Origin of the sequence: Gelidibacter maritimus, assembly GCF_014062315.1 — a bacterium.
Lineage (GTDB): Bacteria > Bacteroidota > Bacteroidia > Flavobacteriales > Flavobacteriaceae > Gelidibacter > Gelidibacter maritimus.
On the sequence record NZ_JACGLT010000004.1, the window covers coordinates 226,252 to 247,047 of the forward strand.

Annotated in this window: 7 protein-coding genes; all 7 read left to right on the plus strand. The window is 39.2% G+C overall.

Annotation, left to right across the window (positions count from 1 at the left end):
- Position 1 precedes the first annotated feature (1 nt).
- The 7 genes from H3Z82_RS07115 (at position 2) to H3Z82_RS07145 (ending at position 20,787) form a co-directional block, all read left to right on the plus strand.
- Positions 2-9,805: a T9SS type B sorting domain-containing protein gene (locus H3Z82_RS07115; RefSeq protein WP_235982395.1), complete on the plus strand. Its 9,804-nt coding sequence runs from the start codon at positions 2-4 to the stop codon at positions 9,803-9,805.
- Between the two features lie 42 nt (positions 9,806-9,847).
- The gene (locus tag H3Z82_RS07120) at positions 9,848-10,828 is read left to right on the plus strand and encodes a PorP/SprF family type IX secretion system membrane protein (RefSeq protein ID WP_182204187.1); all 981 of its coding nucleotides are present in this window, start codon (positions 9,848-9,850) and stop codon (positions 10,826-10,828) included.
- 151 nt (positions 10,829-10,979) lie between these two features.
- Positions 10,980-12,635 carry a T9SS type A sorting domain-containing protein gene (locus H3Z82_RS07125; RefSeq protein ID WP_182204188.1) on the plus strand — a complete coding sequence of 552 codons (1,656 nt, stop codon included), beginning with the start codon at positions 10,980-10,982 and terminating at the stop codon, positions 12,633-12,635.
- A 509-nt stretch (positions 12,636-13,144) separates the two neighbouring features.
- The gene (locus H3Z82_RS07130) at positions 13,145-14,032 is read left to right on the plus strand and encodes an alpha/beta hydrolase (RefSeq protein WP_182204190.1); all 888 of its coding nucleotides are present in this window, start codon (positions 13,145-13,147) and stop codon (positions 14,030-14,032) included.
- Positions 14,033-14,059: 27 nt separating this feature from the next.
- Entirely contained in the window at positions 14,060-14,410 is a 351-nt protein-coding gene (locus H3Z82_RS07135; protein WP_235982396.1) for a fibronectin type III domain-containing protein, read from the plus strand.
- Between the two features lie 182 nt (positions 14,411-14,592).
- The gene (locus tag H3Z82_RS07140; protein ID WP_220459140.1) at positions 14,593-17,397 is read left to right on the plus strand and encodes a helix-turn-helix and ligand-binding sensor domain-containing protein; all 2,805 of its coding nucleotides are present in this window, start codon (positions 14,593-14,595) and stop codon (positions 17,395-17,397) included.
- A 237-nt stretch (positions 17,398-17,634) separates the two neighbouring features.
- A complete protein-coding gene (locus tag H3Z82_RS07145; protein WP_182204192.1) occupies positions 17,635-20,787 on the plus strand; it encodes a SusC/RagA family TonB-linked outer membrane protein in 3,153 nt (1,050 codons plus the stop codon).
- The last annotated feature ends 9 nt before the right edge of the window (positions 20,788-20,796 follow it).

Sequence of the window (20,796 nt, forward strand, 5' to 3'; positions counted from 1 at the left end):
CATGAAAAAACCTACTTTTTCTAGAATAGCCTTTATTGCATTATTGCTGCTCATGGGTCTTGAATCCATCGCACAAAATCATGTTCCATTCGTACCCAGGTATGATGAGGCCATTAAAGGCGACATGCTTTTAATAGGAAATAATAATTTAAGCGTACACCGGACAAATCCGTATACTGGAAACACCAATAATGAGAATTGGAGGAACAGAGATAAAATGGTATATGTTGACATTGATGGTGACAGCAGTACTTTTAATTCCAGTAGTGCCGATTTGAATGTGCCGAGTGATACCAATTGTTATCAAGTGGTCTATGCGGCATTATATTGGACGGCCGTTGTAAAAGGAGACACTCCAATGTCAGATATTAAATTTAAGACGCCAGAGAGTGGAGGTTATATTGATATAACTGGCGAACAAATTTACTATCAAGATTCTTCAGATGATAGAAATTCCAATGCCTATGTGTATTATAAAAATGTAACGGACATCATGTCTGGATTAAGTGATGCGGACGGAACCTATACAGTTGCTAATATCTCTTCAGCAACCTCGGCCATGATGACTGGTGGACGTAATAGAGAAGGACTGTCCTCCGGATGGTCTCTTTTTGTGATTTATGAGGATCCATTATTACCAAGTAAGTACATCACGTCATTTGACGGGTTTACAAAAATTAATAATACTGGTCCGGTTGCGGACAGAGAACAAAGTTTTGATATTGTCGGATTTCGAACAATTCCTGTAGGACCGGTCCGCGCAAAATATGCTTTTAGTGCTTTGGAAGGCGATAAATCATGGGAAAATGATTATTTGGAAATCAATGGCACAAGAATCAGCGCAACCACGGCAGGGGGAACAACCATACGCCCTAACAACAACTTCTTTAATAGCTCCGTCTCAATTATTGATCCCATTACGAATACCCCGATGCTTTTTACGGATAGAAATCCTGCGAGTTCCAATACGTTAGGATTTGACGCGGGAATTATCAATATTCCCAATGCTGGAAATAATGTGATTGGAAATGGAGACACCTCCGCTACCATTAAGTTGGGGACCAATACGGATATTTATTATTTCTACTTTAGCGCTTTTGCCATTGAAATCATTGCCCCTAAAATAGTCCTTACTAAAATTGTGGAAGATACTGCGGGTAATGACATCGGAGGGCAATTGGTTAATTTGGGTGATGAACTTAATTATGTCATTGGTTTTCAGAATGTTGGTAATGATCATGCCACCAACTTAATCATTAGAGATGTACTTCCTCAAAATATTGTCTTCAACTATCCGGAAGATTTGGGATTGCTCCCTTCTGGAGTCACAGTGCAAAGCTATAACCCTGCCACGAGAGAAATCATATTTGCGGTTGATAATTCTGTTGTTGAGATTGATGATCCTGTTCAAGAAATTCGGTTTAAGGTTACGGTTGTAAAAACTTGTAGTCTTTTAAATGATGCCTGTTCAAATATTATTAGTAACCAGGCTTACTCTACCTATAATGGTACGGACAATCCAAATTTCACCATTTCTGACGATCCAAGTTTCAGTTCAAATACAGGTTGTTTATTAACACCAGGAGCCACTAACTTTTTGGCAGATATTACATGTGATTTTGAAGAGGAAGTCATTTTATGTGGCTCAAGTGTAACGCTAACCGCGGGTAGTGGATATGACTCTTATACTTGGTCCACCAGCCCTACGGGTTCACCGGTAATCGGGACCACACAATCGATAACCGTTACAACTACGGGTACTTATTATGTTCATAATACAGCTTCGGCACCTTGTCAGTCCATTGACCAAAGATTTGTTGTAGTTACCTATGGTGAAAATGACGTCAATCCGCTGATTCCGTTTGCTGATGAGGTAGTGACTTGTCCAAACGATGGTAAACAATTGCCAAATTTCTTTTTATGTGGTGCCAATGATATTCGTAACATTGAAACCAATATTACCGATACATCTTCTATTATATGGGAAAAATTGGATGAGACCAGTTGTTCAGCTGTGCCATTGGAAGATTGTGCCAATGAAGATAGTTCATGCACGTGGAATCAGGTGGCTACAGGCCCTAATTATAATATTAATCTAGCCGGGCAGTATCGGATCACCTTAAATTATGAAGGAGGATGTTTTAGTCAATATTATTTCAATGTATATTCAAATATTCTAGTTCCAACGGCAACGTCAAAAGATATTATATGTGACATTCCGGGTGAAATTGTCGTAGGTGGCGTGCCAAACGGTTACGAATACAGTATTGACGGTTCAAATTACCAAAGCAGTAATGTATTTTCAGTCGCTACACCGGGCGTTTATAGTGTATATGTTAAACAAATTGGTTTCGATTCAAGTCCATGTATTTTTTCTGTACCGGACATCCAAATAAGAGAACGTAATTTTACAGGAACGGCCGTTGTTACGCAGCCGCTCTGTCATGATGATAAAGGAAGCGTCAAGTTGGCCGCTAATGATGCACGTGCTCAATATTTTTATTCGCTCTCAAAAGGTGCAACCTTAATCCATGAGGTCGGTCCGATTATGGAAAGCGATTATTCCTTTAACAATTTAAATCCAGGAACGTATACAGCAACCATTTCTACCGAAGATGGCTGTAGTGAAATAGTGGATTTTGAAATAATTAATCCTGAGTTACTAACGGCTACCTCCGCCATAACAAGACCACTATTGGCTTGTGACTATCCAGATGATGACCCTGATGACGGAAAGGAAGGTGACGGGGATAGTGATGGCGACGTTGGTGCAGAACCAAGAGGTGGTATTATCACGGTATATCCAAATGGAGGAACCGCACCTTATTATTACTTTGTAAATGGTGCTACCGAATTCCAATCTGATCCAGAAATTATTGTAACAGCACCTGGTACCTATACCATTAGGGTGGTCGATGCCAACAACTGTAGCACTGAAACAACCATTCAGATTGAAGAAACACCAGCACCGGAGTTTACGGTTGCATCAACTGATATTTTATGCGATGACCCTAATTCTGGAACAATTAATATCAATGTTACCAATGCTCACGGAACGACTTTAAAATACAGTATTGATGGCGGTGAAACTTTTGTAAATTCAAGTGCGTTTTCAGGACTTACAGCAGGCTCTTATGAGGTCGTGGTTGAGTACATGATTGGTACTGCTTCATGTTGGACCGATCCGGAAACAGTGATCATAGATCCTTCCGTGGCTATGGAAGGTGTAGCAACTTTAGAGGCGCCATTTACCTGCGATTCCAATGGTACCATTACGGTTTCAGGCGTTAGTGGAGGCACAGCACCACATCTATTCAGTATTGATGGTGTCAATTTCCAAGCATCACCTGCGTTTACTAATTTAACGGCTGGTACGTATACCATCACCGTTAAAGATGCATTGGAATGTACTTTTGCGACCAATAGCATTACTATTGAAGCGCTAAATCCACCAACGAATTTAACCTTTGACAGTACGGCCTTAACTTGTCCAACTAACACTTCCGATGTGACCATTACTGGAACCACTGGTGGAACAGGGGAGTTGGAATATCAGATTATCGCTCCAGCAGCAGCGGTAACAGCTTACCAAACTTCAACCACATTTGCAGGTTTGGCTCCAGGAACTTACACCTTTCAGGTAAAGGATGCCAATGATTGTACTTATAGTGAATCTTTCACTATCGCATCATTACCTACACTTCAGGTTGTGGCACAACCTATAAATGATGAGACCTGTTTTGGAGCTGATGATGGTTCAGCACGATTTACAGTTTCAGGGACTACTGATTTTACCTATACGGTTAACGGTGGTACTGCAACTACAGGAACTTCTCCGGTTGTCTTGACCGGCTTGGCAGTGGGCACCCACACCATTGTTGTGACGGATGTTGCAACCAATTGTACCGCCACAGCTTCTGTAACAATAAACGGATCATCTGCAGCATTGACAATGGCCACAACTATTGAACCGATTACTTGCTTGCAAGATGGTAGTGTCAAAATTGATGCTTCTGGCGGTTGGGGAGGAAATACCTTCAGTTTAACCTTGCCGGACGGCACGGCTCTACCTGCCCAAGCAAATAACACCTTTTCTAATTTAACCCAAGATGGAACTTATACGGTCAGTGTAACTGATGCCAAAAACTGTATAGTGACTGAGACTTTTGTTTTAGCTACTCCGGACGCCATTGTTGCAACAATTGAACAAGGTGCTAATCTTTGTTATAACACGAACACCGGTGCAACTATTGAAGTGAACGTGACCGCAGGACAAGCTCCTTTTGAATATAGCATCAATGGAAATGCGTTTCAAAGTAATACTACTTTTATAAATCTTGTACCAGGGGCTTATACCATTATTGTAAGAGATGCATACGGTTGCGAATTGACTTTACCTACTGAGGTTATAGAACCGCAACTGTCAATGAGCACAATTTTTACAAAAGATTTAGATTGTACAGGTTCTCCTGACGCTGAAATCACTGGAACAATCGTTGGTGGCTATGCGCCATTTACCCATGAAGTTGCTATTAATGGTGGTGCTTACACAGCTTTAGGAGCAACTGGTTCATCATTCGTATATGCTACGGCTAACTCAGGAACTTACCAATTTAGAGTAACTGATGCCCAGGGATGTATTGTAGAATCTGGCATTACTACCATCGATCCACTTTCACCACCAGCCATTAGCGCAGCGGTACAGGCACAGGATATATTGTGTTTTGGTGATGACAACGGTTCAATTACGGTAACCATAGATACATCAGTTGGAACACCTCCTTTTGTAATCAATATTCACAATGACACTACCGGGACTGACTATGGGACCCAAACCTCAGGATTGGCCGCCGGAACGTACACGGTAACGGTTACCGATGCAAAATCTTGTACGGTTACTGAAACTGTCATCATTGACCAGCCAGATGCTATTAATGTAGCGTCTCATGCTGAACCTATTACTTGCGATTCTGCCAATGGTGGTATATCCAAAGGATCAGTCATTATTGACGGCGTTACGGGTGGTACACCCCCTTATAACTATTTTGTGACAGGTACCAATGGCTACGATGAATCTGAATTGAATACCGACGGATCAACGTCTTATACATTTGACGTGGTTGATTTTGGTTTGTATCAGATCAATGTGGTTGATGCGAACGGCTGTTCCGTTTTGGTTCAAGATGTTTTGGTGGCATCACCACCAGATGATTTACAAATTAATATTCAATCAACGGTAGACTGTGCCACTGGAGGAGAAGCAATTGTAAGTGTTGGAACTGCGTTGGCAAGTGCTGGACCATTCTATTTCAGTACCTATCCTGCTACGGGTACTGCACCAGGAGGATCATGGGTTGCTGAGGATGCCGTAGGATCAAAATCGACAACATTCACCAATTTAACTCCAGGAGTTACTTATACTTTCATCGTTTATGACCAGTCTACCGGTTGTACGCATTATGAAGTGGCACCAGATGCTATTCCATCAAACTCCAATTTGACGGCAACGGCATTAAGTTCAAACAATATCACCTGTACTGGAAGTGCTGATGGAAATGTGTCATTCACTATAGAAAGCCCTTATGGGACAGCGACTAACGTTAACTACGAAATATTTAACTCCTATTCATTGGTCTCAACAGGAATCAATGGTTCTGGAAGTGTACCTGCAAATGGTTCTTTAGATGTCGATAATTTAGGCCCGTTACCATTCGGAAATTACTATGTGTTGATTTCAGAAACTTCAGGACCAAATTCGGGATGTAGCGTAATCACTGTGCCTTTTAACATCACCGAATCTGCAATTCCATTAAGTTTAACGACTTCAGTTGACCAAAATGCGAACTGTAATGTCAACTCCGGATTGATCAGTGCTGTTGGTCGCGATGGTACAGCGCCTTATACCTATCAATTGACGAACTCTGCCACTGCACCATTGGCGACAGACCCAGCGTGGGCCTCAGCCAATACCTTCAATAGAGATGCTGGTAGCTATTTTGTTCATGTTATGGATGCTTATGGATGTATTGTTTCGAGTTCCGTGGTGGTTTTACCACAAGACCCAACGCCAATTGTTGCACTTGATCTAACCAACCAATGTGACACAGCAGAAGGTGATTTCGAAATTGAAGTTAGCCTTCCAACGGCTGGAATCGCACCATATAGTTTTAGTATAAATGGAGGTGCCTTCCAAACAAGAACGGCACCATTCACCATCACAAATTTAACCTCAGGGACTCATACCGTTGAAGTTAGAGATGCTAATGGTTGTGGCAACTTAGAGACGATTACAATTGAGCCGCCAGTTGGTATTACTCCAGCCATCACTGCACTGCCAACTTGTGCAAATGATGATGGTGTGATTACGGTCACAGCAATTGGTGGATCGGGTAGTTATAGCTATGCGATTAGTCCTAATGCGGGCTCCATAACATTGACCGGAAATGTATTCTCCGGAGTGCCATCTGGAACTTATACGATTACGGTAACTGATACAAATACGTTATGTACAACTGATGTTTCAGTAACCTTAGAGGCAGCAACTCCAGTGCTCTTTACAGCGGATCCAACCCACGTATCATGCTTTGGTGGATCTGACGGAACGATTACGGTTAACCTTCCAGCAAGTAATGACAATCCAGTGTACACTTATGCCATCATAGCAGGGCCATCTTTGGTTGCAGCTCAAGGTTCAAAAGTGTTTACAGGACTTGTCGCAGGGACGTATACGGTTGAAGTCACCTCAGGAAGAGGATGTTCGTCAACAGTAGATGTGACGGTTACTGAACCTACTGAATTGACGGTTTCTGGTGTTGCTACAGACTTTGCCTGTGCCTTAGATAATTCAAAAAGTGTTTCAACGCTGACGATTACCGCGATGGGAGGAACCACGGATTATACTTACAGTATTGACGGCACTAATTATTTTACGACCAATACCTTTGAAATCATCGATACGGGAGTTGCGCAGACTATTGACGTTTACGCTAAAGATGCCAACGGATGTGTGGCAACAGATACCGTCAATATCTTGCCATTGCCAGAATTGACTGCTGCCGCGGTAACTATCGTTGATGCAATTGATTGTAATGAAACGGGCTCGGTAAGAATTGAGGTCACAGGAGGTTCAGGAGATTTCCTATACCAAATGCTTCCAAGTGGGACGCCTCAAGCTTCCAATATCTTTAACATCACATTGCCGGGCGATTACTATTTCCAAGTGACTGATGTGGTTACTGGATGTTATATTGAAACCCTCGCTTTTACCGTAGATCCATTTGATGTGATTGATGTGGTGGCAACACCTACAACCGCTGTAACTTGTTATGGAAACACTAACGGTGCTTTGGAAATCAATGTGTCAGGTTACTCTGGCAACTATACCTATGAGGTTTTAGACAATGCAGGTGCTGCAGTTATTGCGCCAACCAATGCAAATACGTCAACAAACCCACAAGTTATCAATGGATTGGGCGGTGGAAATTATACGGTGGTCGTTACTGAAACGGATAGTCCTTTCTGTGCTACCGTTACCAATGTGGTTACCATTGCTTCGCCGGCGACACCATTAACACTAGAAGTTTCCGAAACTTCCAATGTCACATGTGATGATGACCAAGGCACCATAACCGCGCTTGCAAAAGGTGGGTGGGGAAGCTACGAATATGAATTGACCGGTGCTGCAACCGTAGCTTATTCTCCAAATGGAACTTTTACAGGTTTATCAGCTGGTGTTTATGTCGTTAATGTTAGAGATGCTGGTGGTTGTATTGCAACAGAAACAGTAACGCTTGTGGCGCCAACACCAATCGCTTCAAGTTTCACGGCAAGTGCGACAACCTTACCATGTTTTGGTGATCAAACTGCAAGCATTTCCATCACTAACGTTACAGGTGGACAAGGTAGTAACTATACTTACACCTTGAATATGGTATCGCCAACGCCAAGTTCTTCTGGTCCGCAATCTACACCAGTCTTTAGTGGCTTGAGCGCAGGAACATACACATACACCATTACCGATGGTTATAATTGTAGTTTCAATTCAGGAGACATTGTCATTGCACAACCAACGCCAATTGAAGCAAGTTTGACCGCTGTGACCACGCCAACGTGTATCACTCAAGCCACGTTGACCTTAAGTGCCAATGGAGGAACTGGACTTTACACTTATAGTGATACCAGCACGTTTACGAATATCTTGGGAACCTTTACAAACGCAACAACTATTTCAGTGGCTGCTGGAACTTACAAGTATTATGTAAGAGACGCCAATGGATGTGTAGCAACCGTAACCAATGATATTAAAATTGATCCAGTTCCTGATTTAACCTTGGACCTATTATTGACCAATGCTACAATTAATTGTACAGGGGATAACTCGGCAGTTATCGTAGCAACTGCCCAAGGTGGACTGGGTAATTACGTATACACCTTATTAAATGCTTCGGGGAATCCGATTCCTTCTGCGGTCCAAAATACACCAGGGGTATTTACTGAGCTTGTTGCAGGAACTTATTTCGTTAAGGTGGATAGCGGCGATTGTGATACAACGTCAAAGATGGTAGAAATTAAGGAACCTTTGGCCGCAATTGAGGCTACTGCCATAACAACAAACGTTAGTTGTTTTGGAGGTAATAACGGTTCGGTTGAAATTACTGCAACAGGTGGAACAGGAATTATAAAATACGCGATTTCTCCGCAATTAAATCAATTTTTTGAGAAGAATGTATTTGAAAACTTAGCTCCTGGCACTTATGACATCATCGCTCAAGATGAATTGGGATGTTATGTAAACCTTAATGTCACCATTACTGAACCAGCTGCTGTAATTGTAAGTCTAATTCCTGGATCTAGCGTACCTGAAATTTGTGAAGGTGATACTGATGGTATGTTTAGTATTACAATAACAGGCGGTACGGCGCCGTACAGCGTAAGCTTAGATGATTACGACGGACCTTATACCACCGGAACAGCTACTCAAACACAGTTTGATTTTACTGGATTAAAAGGAGGAGACCATAGTGTCTTTGTACGAGACAGTGAGGGCTGTGAGTCTGAATGGAACATCACCTTCCCTGAGTCGGTTAAAATTGACCCAATGGTCGAGATAGAATATTTATGCGAAGGCAATATGCCAGGCAATAGGGTAACCGTAACCTTTGACGATAGTATACAGGATATGTCTGATTTGGATTTCTCTTTAAATGGCGGGGCTTTCCAATCAAGCAACGTATTCAATAATATTGTTGCAGGAGTAGGGCATTATATTGATGTCAGACATACCAATGGTTGCATCAAAAGAACTGCCTTGTTTGATATCGATCAAGTTGATGCATTATCGCTTGTATTGAGTGATGGAGATATGAATCAGATTGTGGCCACCGCTACAGGTGGGACCGAAGGTTACTTATTCACTTTAAATGGAGAGGATATGGGATCTGAGAACACTTTCGTGATACGCGAATCTGGAAACTATACGGTAACGGTAACTGATAGTAGTGGTTGCGTTGCGACCGCCACCAGGTATTTTGAATATATAGACATCTGTATTCCAAACTATTTTACACCTAATGGCGACAATCATTTGGATACTTGGGCTCCTGGTTGTTCAAACAACTATGCCAACTTAGAGTTCAAGATTTTTGATCGCTATGGTCGTGAAGTTGGAACCTATCGTCAAGGCCAGTCTTGGGATGGAAAATATAGAGGAAGAGAACTTCCTACGGGTGATTATTGGTACATCGTTAAATTAAATGATGGTAAAGATGATCGTGATTTTGTAGGACACTTTACACTTTATAGGTAATAAGAACTAATGAAGATGAGGTTAAAAAATAAAGCTATTCAGATGAAAAAAATTATATCATTTACGCTCTTTTTAGTGATGACTTACGGTTATGCCCAAGAGTTGAATCTTCCGGTGTTTACCCAGTATTTGGCTGATAACGACTTTGTGATTTCTCCGACTTATGCCGGTATTGGTGATAATTTCCGGATAAGAGCAAACGGCTTGACACAATGGGTGGGTATTAAAGGAGCTCCGGATAATCAATCCTTATATGCTGATTTCAGGATTTCTGATCGTACGGGAGTTGGCGTGTCCTTATACAATGATAAAAACGGGAACACCAGACAAAAGGGCGTTAAATTTTCTTTTGCGCACCACTTGACCCTAGATTATTATTCAAAGCAATATCTGTCTTTCGGGGTTTCTTACAATATCAACAGTTTTAGGATTGATATTGAGAATTTCCAACCCAATTATGAAACGCCGGTTATAGACCCTTATGTTACCGATGACCGGGCAACAAATAATAATAACTTTGATGCGGGTGTTCTTTACCGAAACAAAGGCTATTACTTCAGTTTTAATGCCAATAACATTCTTAAAAAGGATATTGATGATTTTATAGGTATTGAGCCGAGATTACTGTTGAATTATCAAATTTATACTGGAATTGTGATTCCGAGTAAGAACGATAATAGTGTGGAATTTGAACCTTCCGTGTATTATCAAATGTTCAGTAGTGACAAGCGCTCCAGTACCGATGTCAACTTTAAATACCGAAAATATAACGGTAGAAGTGATTCTGGGGACTATTATTGGGCGGGAATTTCTTATCGTTTCCTTAACGATCAATTGTTTAAGCCATTAAACATCGGTCCCATGGTGGGAATAATGAAGTCTAAATTCTATTTTGCCTATTCCTACCAAGTTACCACCAATGCTATGGCAGGCTATAACTCGGGAACACACATGGTGACCATCGGTTTGGATTTCTTGCAGGGCATTAGTAATTGTCCATGTACGCAGAGCCCCATTCATTAATTTAAAATTTATTACTAAACAGCTAAGATATATGATTTGAATTACCAGTCTTTAAAACTATAGAGTTTCAAAACATCGTTAAAAATGTTTTTAAAAGTAGCATTCACTATGGTCTTATTTTTTAAAAAAACTAATATTAAAACAAAAAAACATGAGATGTAAACTACTTTTATTACTGATTGCACTAACTACATTTAACACCTTTGGACAAACCACATATATCTTCGATGGCGATGGAAGCTGGACCGATGAGACACAATGGAAAGATGGAAATTATCCTGGCCTAACGGTAAACTTGAATGATACAGTTGAAATTCTAGGAAAGCTTATAATTCCAGAGGATATATCGGTAACTAATAATGGCACTATTGAAAGTTTTAGTTCGGCAAATGGAGCTGTTCCAGACTTAACAATTAGAGGTGAATTTAAAAATTTAAACACAATTAAATTTAGTAGAATACAAATTAATGTCACTACTACCGGTAACGTAGTATTGTCAGATTCGGAAACCATAATTACTAATTCTTCCACTTTCACTAATTCTGGTAAAGTAGTAGTTTTTGCGGGTGGTGTTTTAACCCTTAATAATTCAACATCTTCCATAATAAATGATACCACTGGGCTTTTTACAAATTATGGAACTGTAAACGTTTTTAATGGGAAATTAGAAAATAACAACACATATATGCATGCCATTAGAAACGGTGCTACAATGACAGTTACTGGCGGGGAAATAATAAATAGAGGAGGCTTTAGTAATGATAATAATGGCCATTTACATATTAAAAGATATTTTAATAATGAAGTTACAGGCTTGCTTATTAACAGTGGAGAATTATCAATTTCAGAATTTACATCGTCATTAATTAACGCTGGAAGTTTTCATAATAATAAAAACGTACATGTAGGTGATGGCACGACGCTTAATATGTTAGATGATAGTAGCTTTATTATCCAGTCGGGTACAGTAACTGTATCTGCAAATGGCAAAATTGAAAATAGAGCATCTGCATTTGAATTAAGGGCGGGAAAGGTGCTAAATAATGGTACCATAAACAATGAAACTGAAATACTTATTCGGTATAGTGGCGAATTGGAAAATAATGGTACTTTAAAGAATCTGGGTGCCCAGATAACCAATTTAGGTACACTAACTGGAATCAATATAGAACATGGGTCTCATTTTTCAAACGATGGGGTTTTATCTCCAGGGAATTCAAGTACTGCTATCGGCACCTATAGATTTGATGATTTTATAAATAATTACACCCAAACTGCGTCTGGGTCATTGAATATTGAATTGGCCGGTACTGTTGCTGGGGTTTCTCATGACCAAGTTATCGTCAAAAAAATAGCAACTTTAGGTGGCACATTAAATGTAACATTGATAAATGGTTTTGAACCTGCTATAGGTGATGTTTTTACTGTCTTATATCAGGGGGATGGGATTGTAGGTTCATTTGCTACAGTAAATTTACCTACGCTTTCTGCAGACAAGGAGTGGGACGCAGTGGAGTATAGCGATACCGATGGTGTGCGGATTTCCGTCAAGAAATCTACGTTAAGTATTTCAGACGCTAATGCTGAATCCTTAAAATATAAAATTTATCCTAATCCCGCTTCAAATGAAATTTTTGTTTCAGGAATCACCATGCCTTCAAAAGCAATAATTTTCGATTTGAATGGAAGAAGAATTTTAGAAATGGAATTGTCAAGAGATAAACCAAGTGTTGAATTAAACACATTGGAACCAGGCGTTTATTTTTTGAATGTAGAAACAAAGACGTTCAAGTTTGTAAAAATATAATTCATGAAATAACGTCACAATAAAACAAATTCATTTTAAAAGCTCACATTACTCTTGTAAAGTATTGTGAGCTTTTTGAATTTAAACTTTTTTTAATTAGAAGAATATTTTATTTGACCCCATTCCATTTCGTTTACATTTACGTATTCTAATCTATAATTGATATTTTTATAGCGATGATTTCTAATGGTCAAATATTAGTACGTATACAATTTTGGGTAACGCTGCTTTGCTGTTTGTTTTTTCAAAATAGGTTAGAGGCCCAGTACGCGCCATATTTTCAAAATTATGATCTCTCGCAATATAATGCCGGAAATCAGAATTGGGGTATATCTAAAGCCGATGACGTTCTTATTCGAAAGTCGTTTTGATATGACAAAAACATTACTGGATAAGTGTAGCGCTACTATAACAAATATTGTAATAACGAAGGCTTAAACATAAGCCTCAAGCCGATTTAAGGGATATACTTCTTAGTGGACATTTTGTTGGAAATAAAAGATTAACAAATGAAGAAAATAATATATTATTTAGTGCTATGTAGTTTCAGTTTTGGGTTTTCCCAAGCTAATGTCACCACTTATACGTATGCCATAAAAGGTTTGGACACCTTAAAAATGGATGTTTACACACCAAAAAAAATGAAAACTAATGATTCCGTTCCGGTTTTATTGTGGATGCATGGTGGCGGATTTGTGGGTGGGAGTAGGAATAATTCAAGTGAAGTGAAATTGGCTGAATTGGCTGCAGAGAAAGGGTATTTAGGTATTTCCATCTCCTATCGATTGACAAGAAAAGGCCAACCGACCGGGTTTGGATGTGATTGTCCTAGAGCTGATAAACTGCTGACTTTTAAATATGCAGCCATTGACTTTCTGGACGCTGCAAAATTTATTTATGAGAATAAGGATTTGTTGGGTGCAGATACGACTAAGATCATCGCCGGTGGGAGTAGTGCCGGGGCGGAAGGGATGCTCAACGCAGTATATATGCGTGAATATTTTATTGACAATTTAAAAAATTATGAGCATATCAATTTCGCTGGTGTTTTTTCTCTGGCAGGAGCCATGGTTAACGCTGATTACGTGTCTGCAGATAACGCGTTACCTTCAGTATTTTTTCACGGGACAGCAGATAATTTAGTGCCTTTTGCGAGTGCGGCGCATCATCTTTGTAAATCAGAAAAGAAAGGCTATATCATATTGGATGGATCGTCAACCATTGTCGACAGATTGGTTGAATTGGAAATGCCCTACTATTTCTATAAAGTAATTGGCGGCAAACATGAACTGTCATCCATCCCGTTTGATCAATTGGATGAGGTCTTTGCTTTTTTTGATCAAACTGTTTTTAGAAAAGAGATCATACAAACTGTAAGAATAATCAAGAAAATATGAAAAAGTTAGGATGTTGATTACTGATTCATGATACTTTTCAATCGTGCATTACTAAACCATAAGTTACTGCCGAAACGCAACCACAACAAGAGACCAATAGGAAATGAAGCCAAACCTCAAACACCTTCCAATTTTAAAGTGGCCAGACAAAAGGATAGACGTAACGCCAATTTAACGTGGGATGCGGTCAAAGATGCCACGGGATATGTGATTTATTGGGGCATTGAAAAAGATAAATTGAATCTTAATGCCATGATGTATGATTATCCTGATTATGAATTGCGGGCACTGACCACCGATCAATCGTATTATTTACAAGTAGAAGCATTCAATGAAAACGGGATTTCTCAGCGAAGCGAGATTGTTTTTATAGAATAACCGCGACATCTGTAATGATGGTTGTTAGTTCTTATTAGACGTTTTGATTTCCATTGCATTGTGTTTGTGCTTTGATATGGTTATATGGAAGAATTTTTAGGCAAACTAAAAACTTTTGCTTTATGGTTTGGAATTTGTAATTTCAACTTATATTGGATCTCACACCATGCAAAACTTCAATTTTGAAAATTAAAACCGTCATTTTATATATTCAACTCCTGTTTTCATCAATTTTGGTTGCACAGGAGTTGCCGCCACTCACTATATATCAACCACAGCAATATGGAGCTGAAAACCAAAACTGGAGCGTATCCCAATCGGATGAACAGTATATTTATGTAGCTAATAATCAAGGACTTTTGGAGTTTAATGGAGCCGATTGGCAATTGTATCCTACGCCAAACCAATCGGTCTTACGTTCGGTAAAAGCTATTGGCGACCTGATTTACACCGGGTTCTATATGAACTTTGGGTATTGGGAGCGCAACGAATTTGGCAGTTTGGATTACACCTCAATTTCTGATGAATCAGACGTGCCGTTGATAGAAGACGAGCAGTTCTGGAATATTTTGTCCTTGGATCATTTCGTTCTCTTTCAATCCTTGAATAGAATTTATATTTATGATTTAGAAAAGCGCAGTTTCAAAATAATAAATTCCCAAAGTACGATCACCAAAATTTTCAGTGTGGATGATATTATCTATTATCACGTTTATGGCGAAGGTATTTATAAAATTGAAAGTGGGCAATCCGTTCTATTGATTGATGATGCGATATTTTTAACAAATATTATTGTCAATATGTTCAATCTTCATGGCGATCTGTTGATTCAAACCCAAGAACAGGGGTTTTATAAGTGGAAAGATGGGCGCCTTTCTGACTGGGATATTTCTGCCAGAAATACGATTGAAAGCTTGAGTGTATATAACAGTATCCGACTTCAAAATGGTGATTTTATATTAGGAACAATATCTAATGGAATGGTTTATTTAGACCAATCCGGTGCCATTGTATATACCATTGATCAGGCTGATGGGCTTTCAAATAATACCGTACTGGGGCTTTTTGAAGACAGCAATAATAATGTGTGGTTGGCTCTGGATAATGGAATCAATTGCCTCAACTTAAAATCGGCATTAAGTATCTATAATGATAAAAATGGCGATTTAGGAACGGTTTATACCTCTACACGTTTTGATGGAAACTTATATCTCGGTACAAATCAAGGACTTTTTTATAAAGCACTGGACTCCAATGATCGATTTAAATTTATTGAGGGCACTAAAGGACAGGTATGGAGTTTAAAAAGAATAGACCATACGCTTTTTTGTGGTCATAACTTAGGAACTTTTGTCATTAAAGGAGATACCGCGAAATTGGTGGCGTCAATTCCTGGCACTTGGGATGTTCAGACATTTCTCGATGATGATAACCTGGTTATACAAGGAAATTACAATGGACTCCATTTTCTACAGAAACAAAATGGACAGTGGTCTTATAAGAATAAGCTGGAAGGTTTTAATATATCATCCAAACATTTTGCTATAGTGGACGCTCATAAACTTTTGGTAAGTCATGAATACAAAGGTGTATTTGAAATTTCAACCAATGACGACTGGACCGAAATACTGTCGGTTGAGAAAGATACATCTGTAGAGAAAGGCTTCGGCTCAAGTTTGGTCACCTATATGGATAAGATTCTGTATGCTTATGAAAAAGGAGTTTTTGTTTATGACAATCAAAAAGAAAAGTTTAAAAGGGATAGTTTGTTGAGTACTATTTTTCCATCAGGGGAGTACATCTCAGGTAAATTGATTTCCGATGGTCAGCACGATAAATTATGGGGTTTTTCAGGTAAGAATATCTCGTACGTGTCGCCAGGGAAATTTAGTGAGAAGCCCGTTATAACAAGAATACCTTTACCAAAATCCTTGAGAAACGATATGACTGGCTATGAGACCATCTCTTACTTATCAGAGGATAAGTATCTTTTTGGTACCTCTTCAGGATATATTATTTTAGATCTTAGAAAAATGGATCTTAAATCCTACGATGTGGACATCACTGGCATAACCAATTATGCCATCAATGGCGATGCATTTTCTGTGGATATTACCAAACCATCTCGCTTTACCAATAATGAAAATAATCTCGAGTTCCATTATAGTGTGGCTCAGTATAATAAGTATTTAGAGTCAGAATATCAGTACAAACTCATTGGTTATTATGACGAATGGAGTTCATGGTCTTCACAGCCTTCTGCATCTTTTAAAAACTTGCCTCATGGATCTTATGTGTTTAAGGCACGATCAAAGGTAGGAAATAACGTTTCCCATACCCAAGCTGTTTATCATTTTGAGATCGCCAAGCCTTGGTATCTTTCCAACATAATGGTAGCCGTTTACCTCTTGCTTCTTATCGTTTTAGCGGTTATGATCCACTATCTATACAAACGGTATTATAAAAAGCAGAGGGAAAAGTTAATGTTGAAAAACAAACGTGACTTGGAATTAAAGGAACTTGAGGTAGAACAACAGTTGATGCAACTCAAAAACGAAAAGCTCAAACAGGACGTAGAAAATAAAAGTAGGGAACTGGCAATTTCTACAATGAGCCTTATTAAAAAGAATGAATTCTTAAGTCAGATTAAGGATGAATTGAAAAACACGGACAATTTAAAAAGTGTAAAGCCAGTTATCAAGATAATTGATAAAAACATCAACACTACAGACGACTGGAAATTCTTCCAAGAAGCCTTCAATAATGCGGACAAAGATTTCCTTAAAAAGGTGAAAAGCAAACACCCTAAACTAACACCAGACGATCTTAAACTCTGTGCCTATCTTAGGCTTAATCTTTCCTCAAAAGAAATTGCACCTTTATTGAACATTTCGCCTAGAAGCGTAGAAGTGAAACGATACCGTTTGCGTAAAAAGATGGAATTGCCACATGAAACCGGCTTAACAAATTACATCTTGGAATTGTAGGTCTACTACATCTCTTTATTTCACCCATACATTACCACAACATCACCTTGTTTTGCAAAATCTATCTCGATGTAGTGTTAAATTAATTAACACCATTGAATAAGCGGTGCTATGGGGGTTGTTTTACATCTCGCATAAATAACATCTCAGTTTTAGGTGCTGTATATTCATTGTAGTGGTGAGATTTAATTGTTTGACAATTGAATTGTATAAGTTTATGGAATAAAGTTTCAAACTATGATAACAAAATTTCTCTCATTTTTAATTCTCCTATCTACAACCTTAGTATTTAGTCAATCGATTAATGTTAAAGGAACAGTAAAGGATTTTGAAAGCGGTCAACCTCTTATTGGAGTCAATGTCGTTGTTAAGAATACCACAAAGGGTGCTTCAACTGATTTTGATGGGAACTTCAGTATTGATGCGGTTGACATTAATTCTGTTTTAGTAGTCACCTATGTAGGCTATCAAAATCAGGAAGTAAAGGTTCTGAATGATCAGCCCTTGACCATTATTCTTAAAGAAGATGCGGAAGCACTCGATGAAATTGTGGTGATTGGGTACGGATCGCAACGAAGAGAACTCGTCACTGGTGCGTTTACCAGTTTGGATGCAGAAAGAATTTCAGAAAGCAATCCCACGCGTATTGAAGAAGCGCTTAAAGGAAATGCAGCTGGGGTTCAAGTGACCTCAAATTCCGGATCTCCAGGAGCATCTCTAAACATTAGAATTAGAGGGATCACTACTAACGGTGATAACTCGCCTCTAGTTATTGTGGACGGGGTCAATATCGGAACCGATTTGAGCATCATTGATCCTAATGATATTCAAACCATGGATATTATTAAGGATGCGAGTTCTGCCATCTATGGGGTGCAAGGTGCCAACGGAGTTATTTTGATCACTACCAAAACAGGGAAAAAGGATCGAAAGACTAAATTCTCCTACAACTCCTATTATGCGATCCAAGAGGCTGAAAATCGCATTAATTTAATGAATAACTTAGAATATGCTTTGTTCCTTAATGAAACAGAAGCGGTTGATGGCAATGTGATTCCTTATCCGAATCTTCAAAACTTGACTACCAATACTGATTGGCAAGATCAATTATTTGAGTCGGCGCCAATGATCAGCCATAACTTGAGTGCCGTAGGCGGGTCAGAAACCACAACCTATGGATTCAGTGCCAGTTATTTTGCCCAGGACGGTATCATTGCGAGTGATAAATCCAACTATCAAAGATGGACGGTAAAAAATAATTTCGGAATCGATCTTACCGAAAAATTAAAACTAAACACCTTCTTACTTTATACCAATATCAGAAGTCAATCTATTCCGGAAGGCGGAAGAGGTTCAGCGCTTTATTATGCGTTGAATGCATCGCCGTTAACGCCTGTATATGATGGAACGGATGGCAGTGGCATTTCAAGAGGCTACTCCTATATAGGGACAGAGCAAGGCAGTGAAATTATCAACCCAATGGCATTGATCGATAATACCTACAACGAAGGACAGGCCGATCGTTTTACTGGAAAGGTGGAATTGGAGTGGAATGTGTTTTCTGATTTAAAGGCGACAAGTCGTTTCAACTTCAATTATTCCAATTATGGTGGCCGATCGTTTTCGCCACTACAATATTATGGTCCTGGAAAAGTGGTCAATAACGTTAGTTTAGATCCTAACGATAGAACTGCTTTTGACCTAGACCGAAATAAGGATGGCACAAGAGATGCCTATGGTTCCGTGGCGGAAAATTCACAAAGATCGTTCGATTTTACTTGGGAGAATTTTGTGGATTATTCAAAATCTTTCGGTAAACATAATTTGAATGCCTTATTGGGAACGTCTATTAGAAGTGAAAAATATAAAGGTTTCTTTGGTTCTGGCCCATTAAATAGTGGTCCTGAAACTTGGGAAAACGCATTTCTAGGAAATTCACAGTCCATTATTCAGGTAGTAGATGGGGAAGTCACCCAAAATTTGGTGTCGGTATCCGACGGTAGAAATGAAGATCGCTGGTATTCCTTTTTTGGCCGTGTTCAATATGATTATGATCACAAGTATCTGTTTTCTGCCATGATAAGAAGAGATGCTTCAACCAAATTTGGACCAAATAACAGAATAGGTAATTTCCCATCAGTCTCTGCAGGTTGGGTGCTTTCCAACGAAGATTTTTATAACGTGGAGGCCATCAACCGATTAAAGTTTAGAGGAAGCTGGGGTATTACCGGAAACGATAAAATTGGAAGCTACAGATGGATCGGCCTCTTGCAAGGTAGAACCGGTGCGGCCAACTATCCGTTTGATGAATTATTAGCCAGAGGAAATGCTATTGGTTCTTTGGCCAACCCTGATTTGAAATGGGAAACCAATTATCAAACCAACGTTGGTGTGGACGTTTCCTTCTTTAATAGCAAATTGGATTTAACCGTGGATTACTACCGTAAAAAAACGGTCGATTTGTTATTGGTTCCAGAAATCTCTGGAGTATTGGGCAGTTCAGCTCCTGGAAGTTCACCTCCAGTGGTCAATGCAGGAACCATTGAAAATAAGGGTATTGATTTAAGCTTGAATTTTAACCATCACTTCAATGACAACTTTAGAATGGGTCTTGGCTACAATTTGACCAGTATTAAAAACAAGGCTCTTGAAGTCAATAACTCGGCTGGATTTCTACCCGGCGGATTGCACAACTTGGCAAATAACACATCACGATTTCAAACCGGTTTGCCTATTGGCGTGTTCTACGGTCTTAAAACCGATGGGATTTTCCAAAATCAGGCAGAGATTGATGCGCATGCAGTACAGCCGAACGCACAACCAGGAGATTTGAGATATGTAGATGTGGATGGTGATGGCGTTATTGAATTTGGAAGTAATGACGATTTAACGATGATTGGAAACCCAATCCCAGATTACACTATGGGTTTCAATCTGAATTTAGACTTCTACCAATTTGATTTTGGAACTTCATTGTATGCTTCTTTGGGTAACGATGTTGTACGAAGCTACGAGCGTTTCTTGACCTATAGCAACAAACCAGATTTGTATTTGGATCGTTGGACAGGGCCTGGAACTTCTAATTCTGTTCCGAGAGCTTCAAACACCGCTTCAAACAATCAGTTATTTTCCTCATTTTATGTGGAGGACGGTTCTTACTTAAGAATTCAAAATGTTCAATTGGGATATTCTATCAATCCTAAACTTTTACAGCGAACTAGAATTGATAAGTTTAGAGTGTATGTAGCGGTGAATAACCTTTACACATTTACTAAATATTCAGGCTATAACCCTGATGTTTCAAATTCCAGTCCTAATGGCGCTGGGGTAGATTTGGGACAATATCCAAATACCAGAACATTTACAACAGGAATTAATGTTTCATTTTAATTATATAAA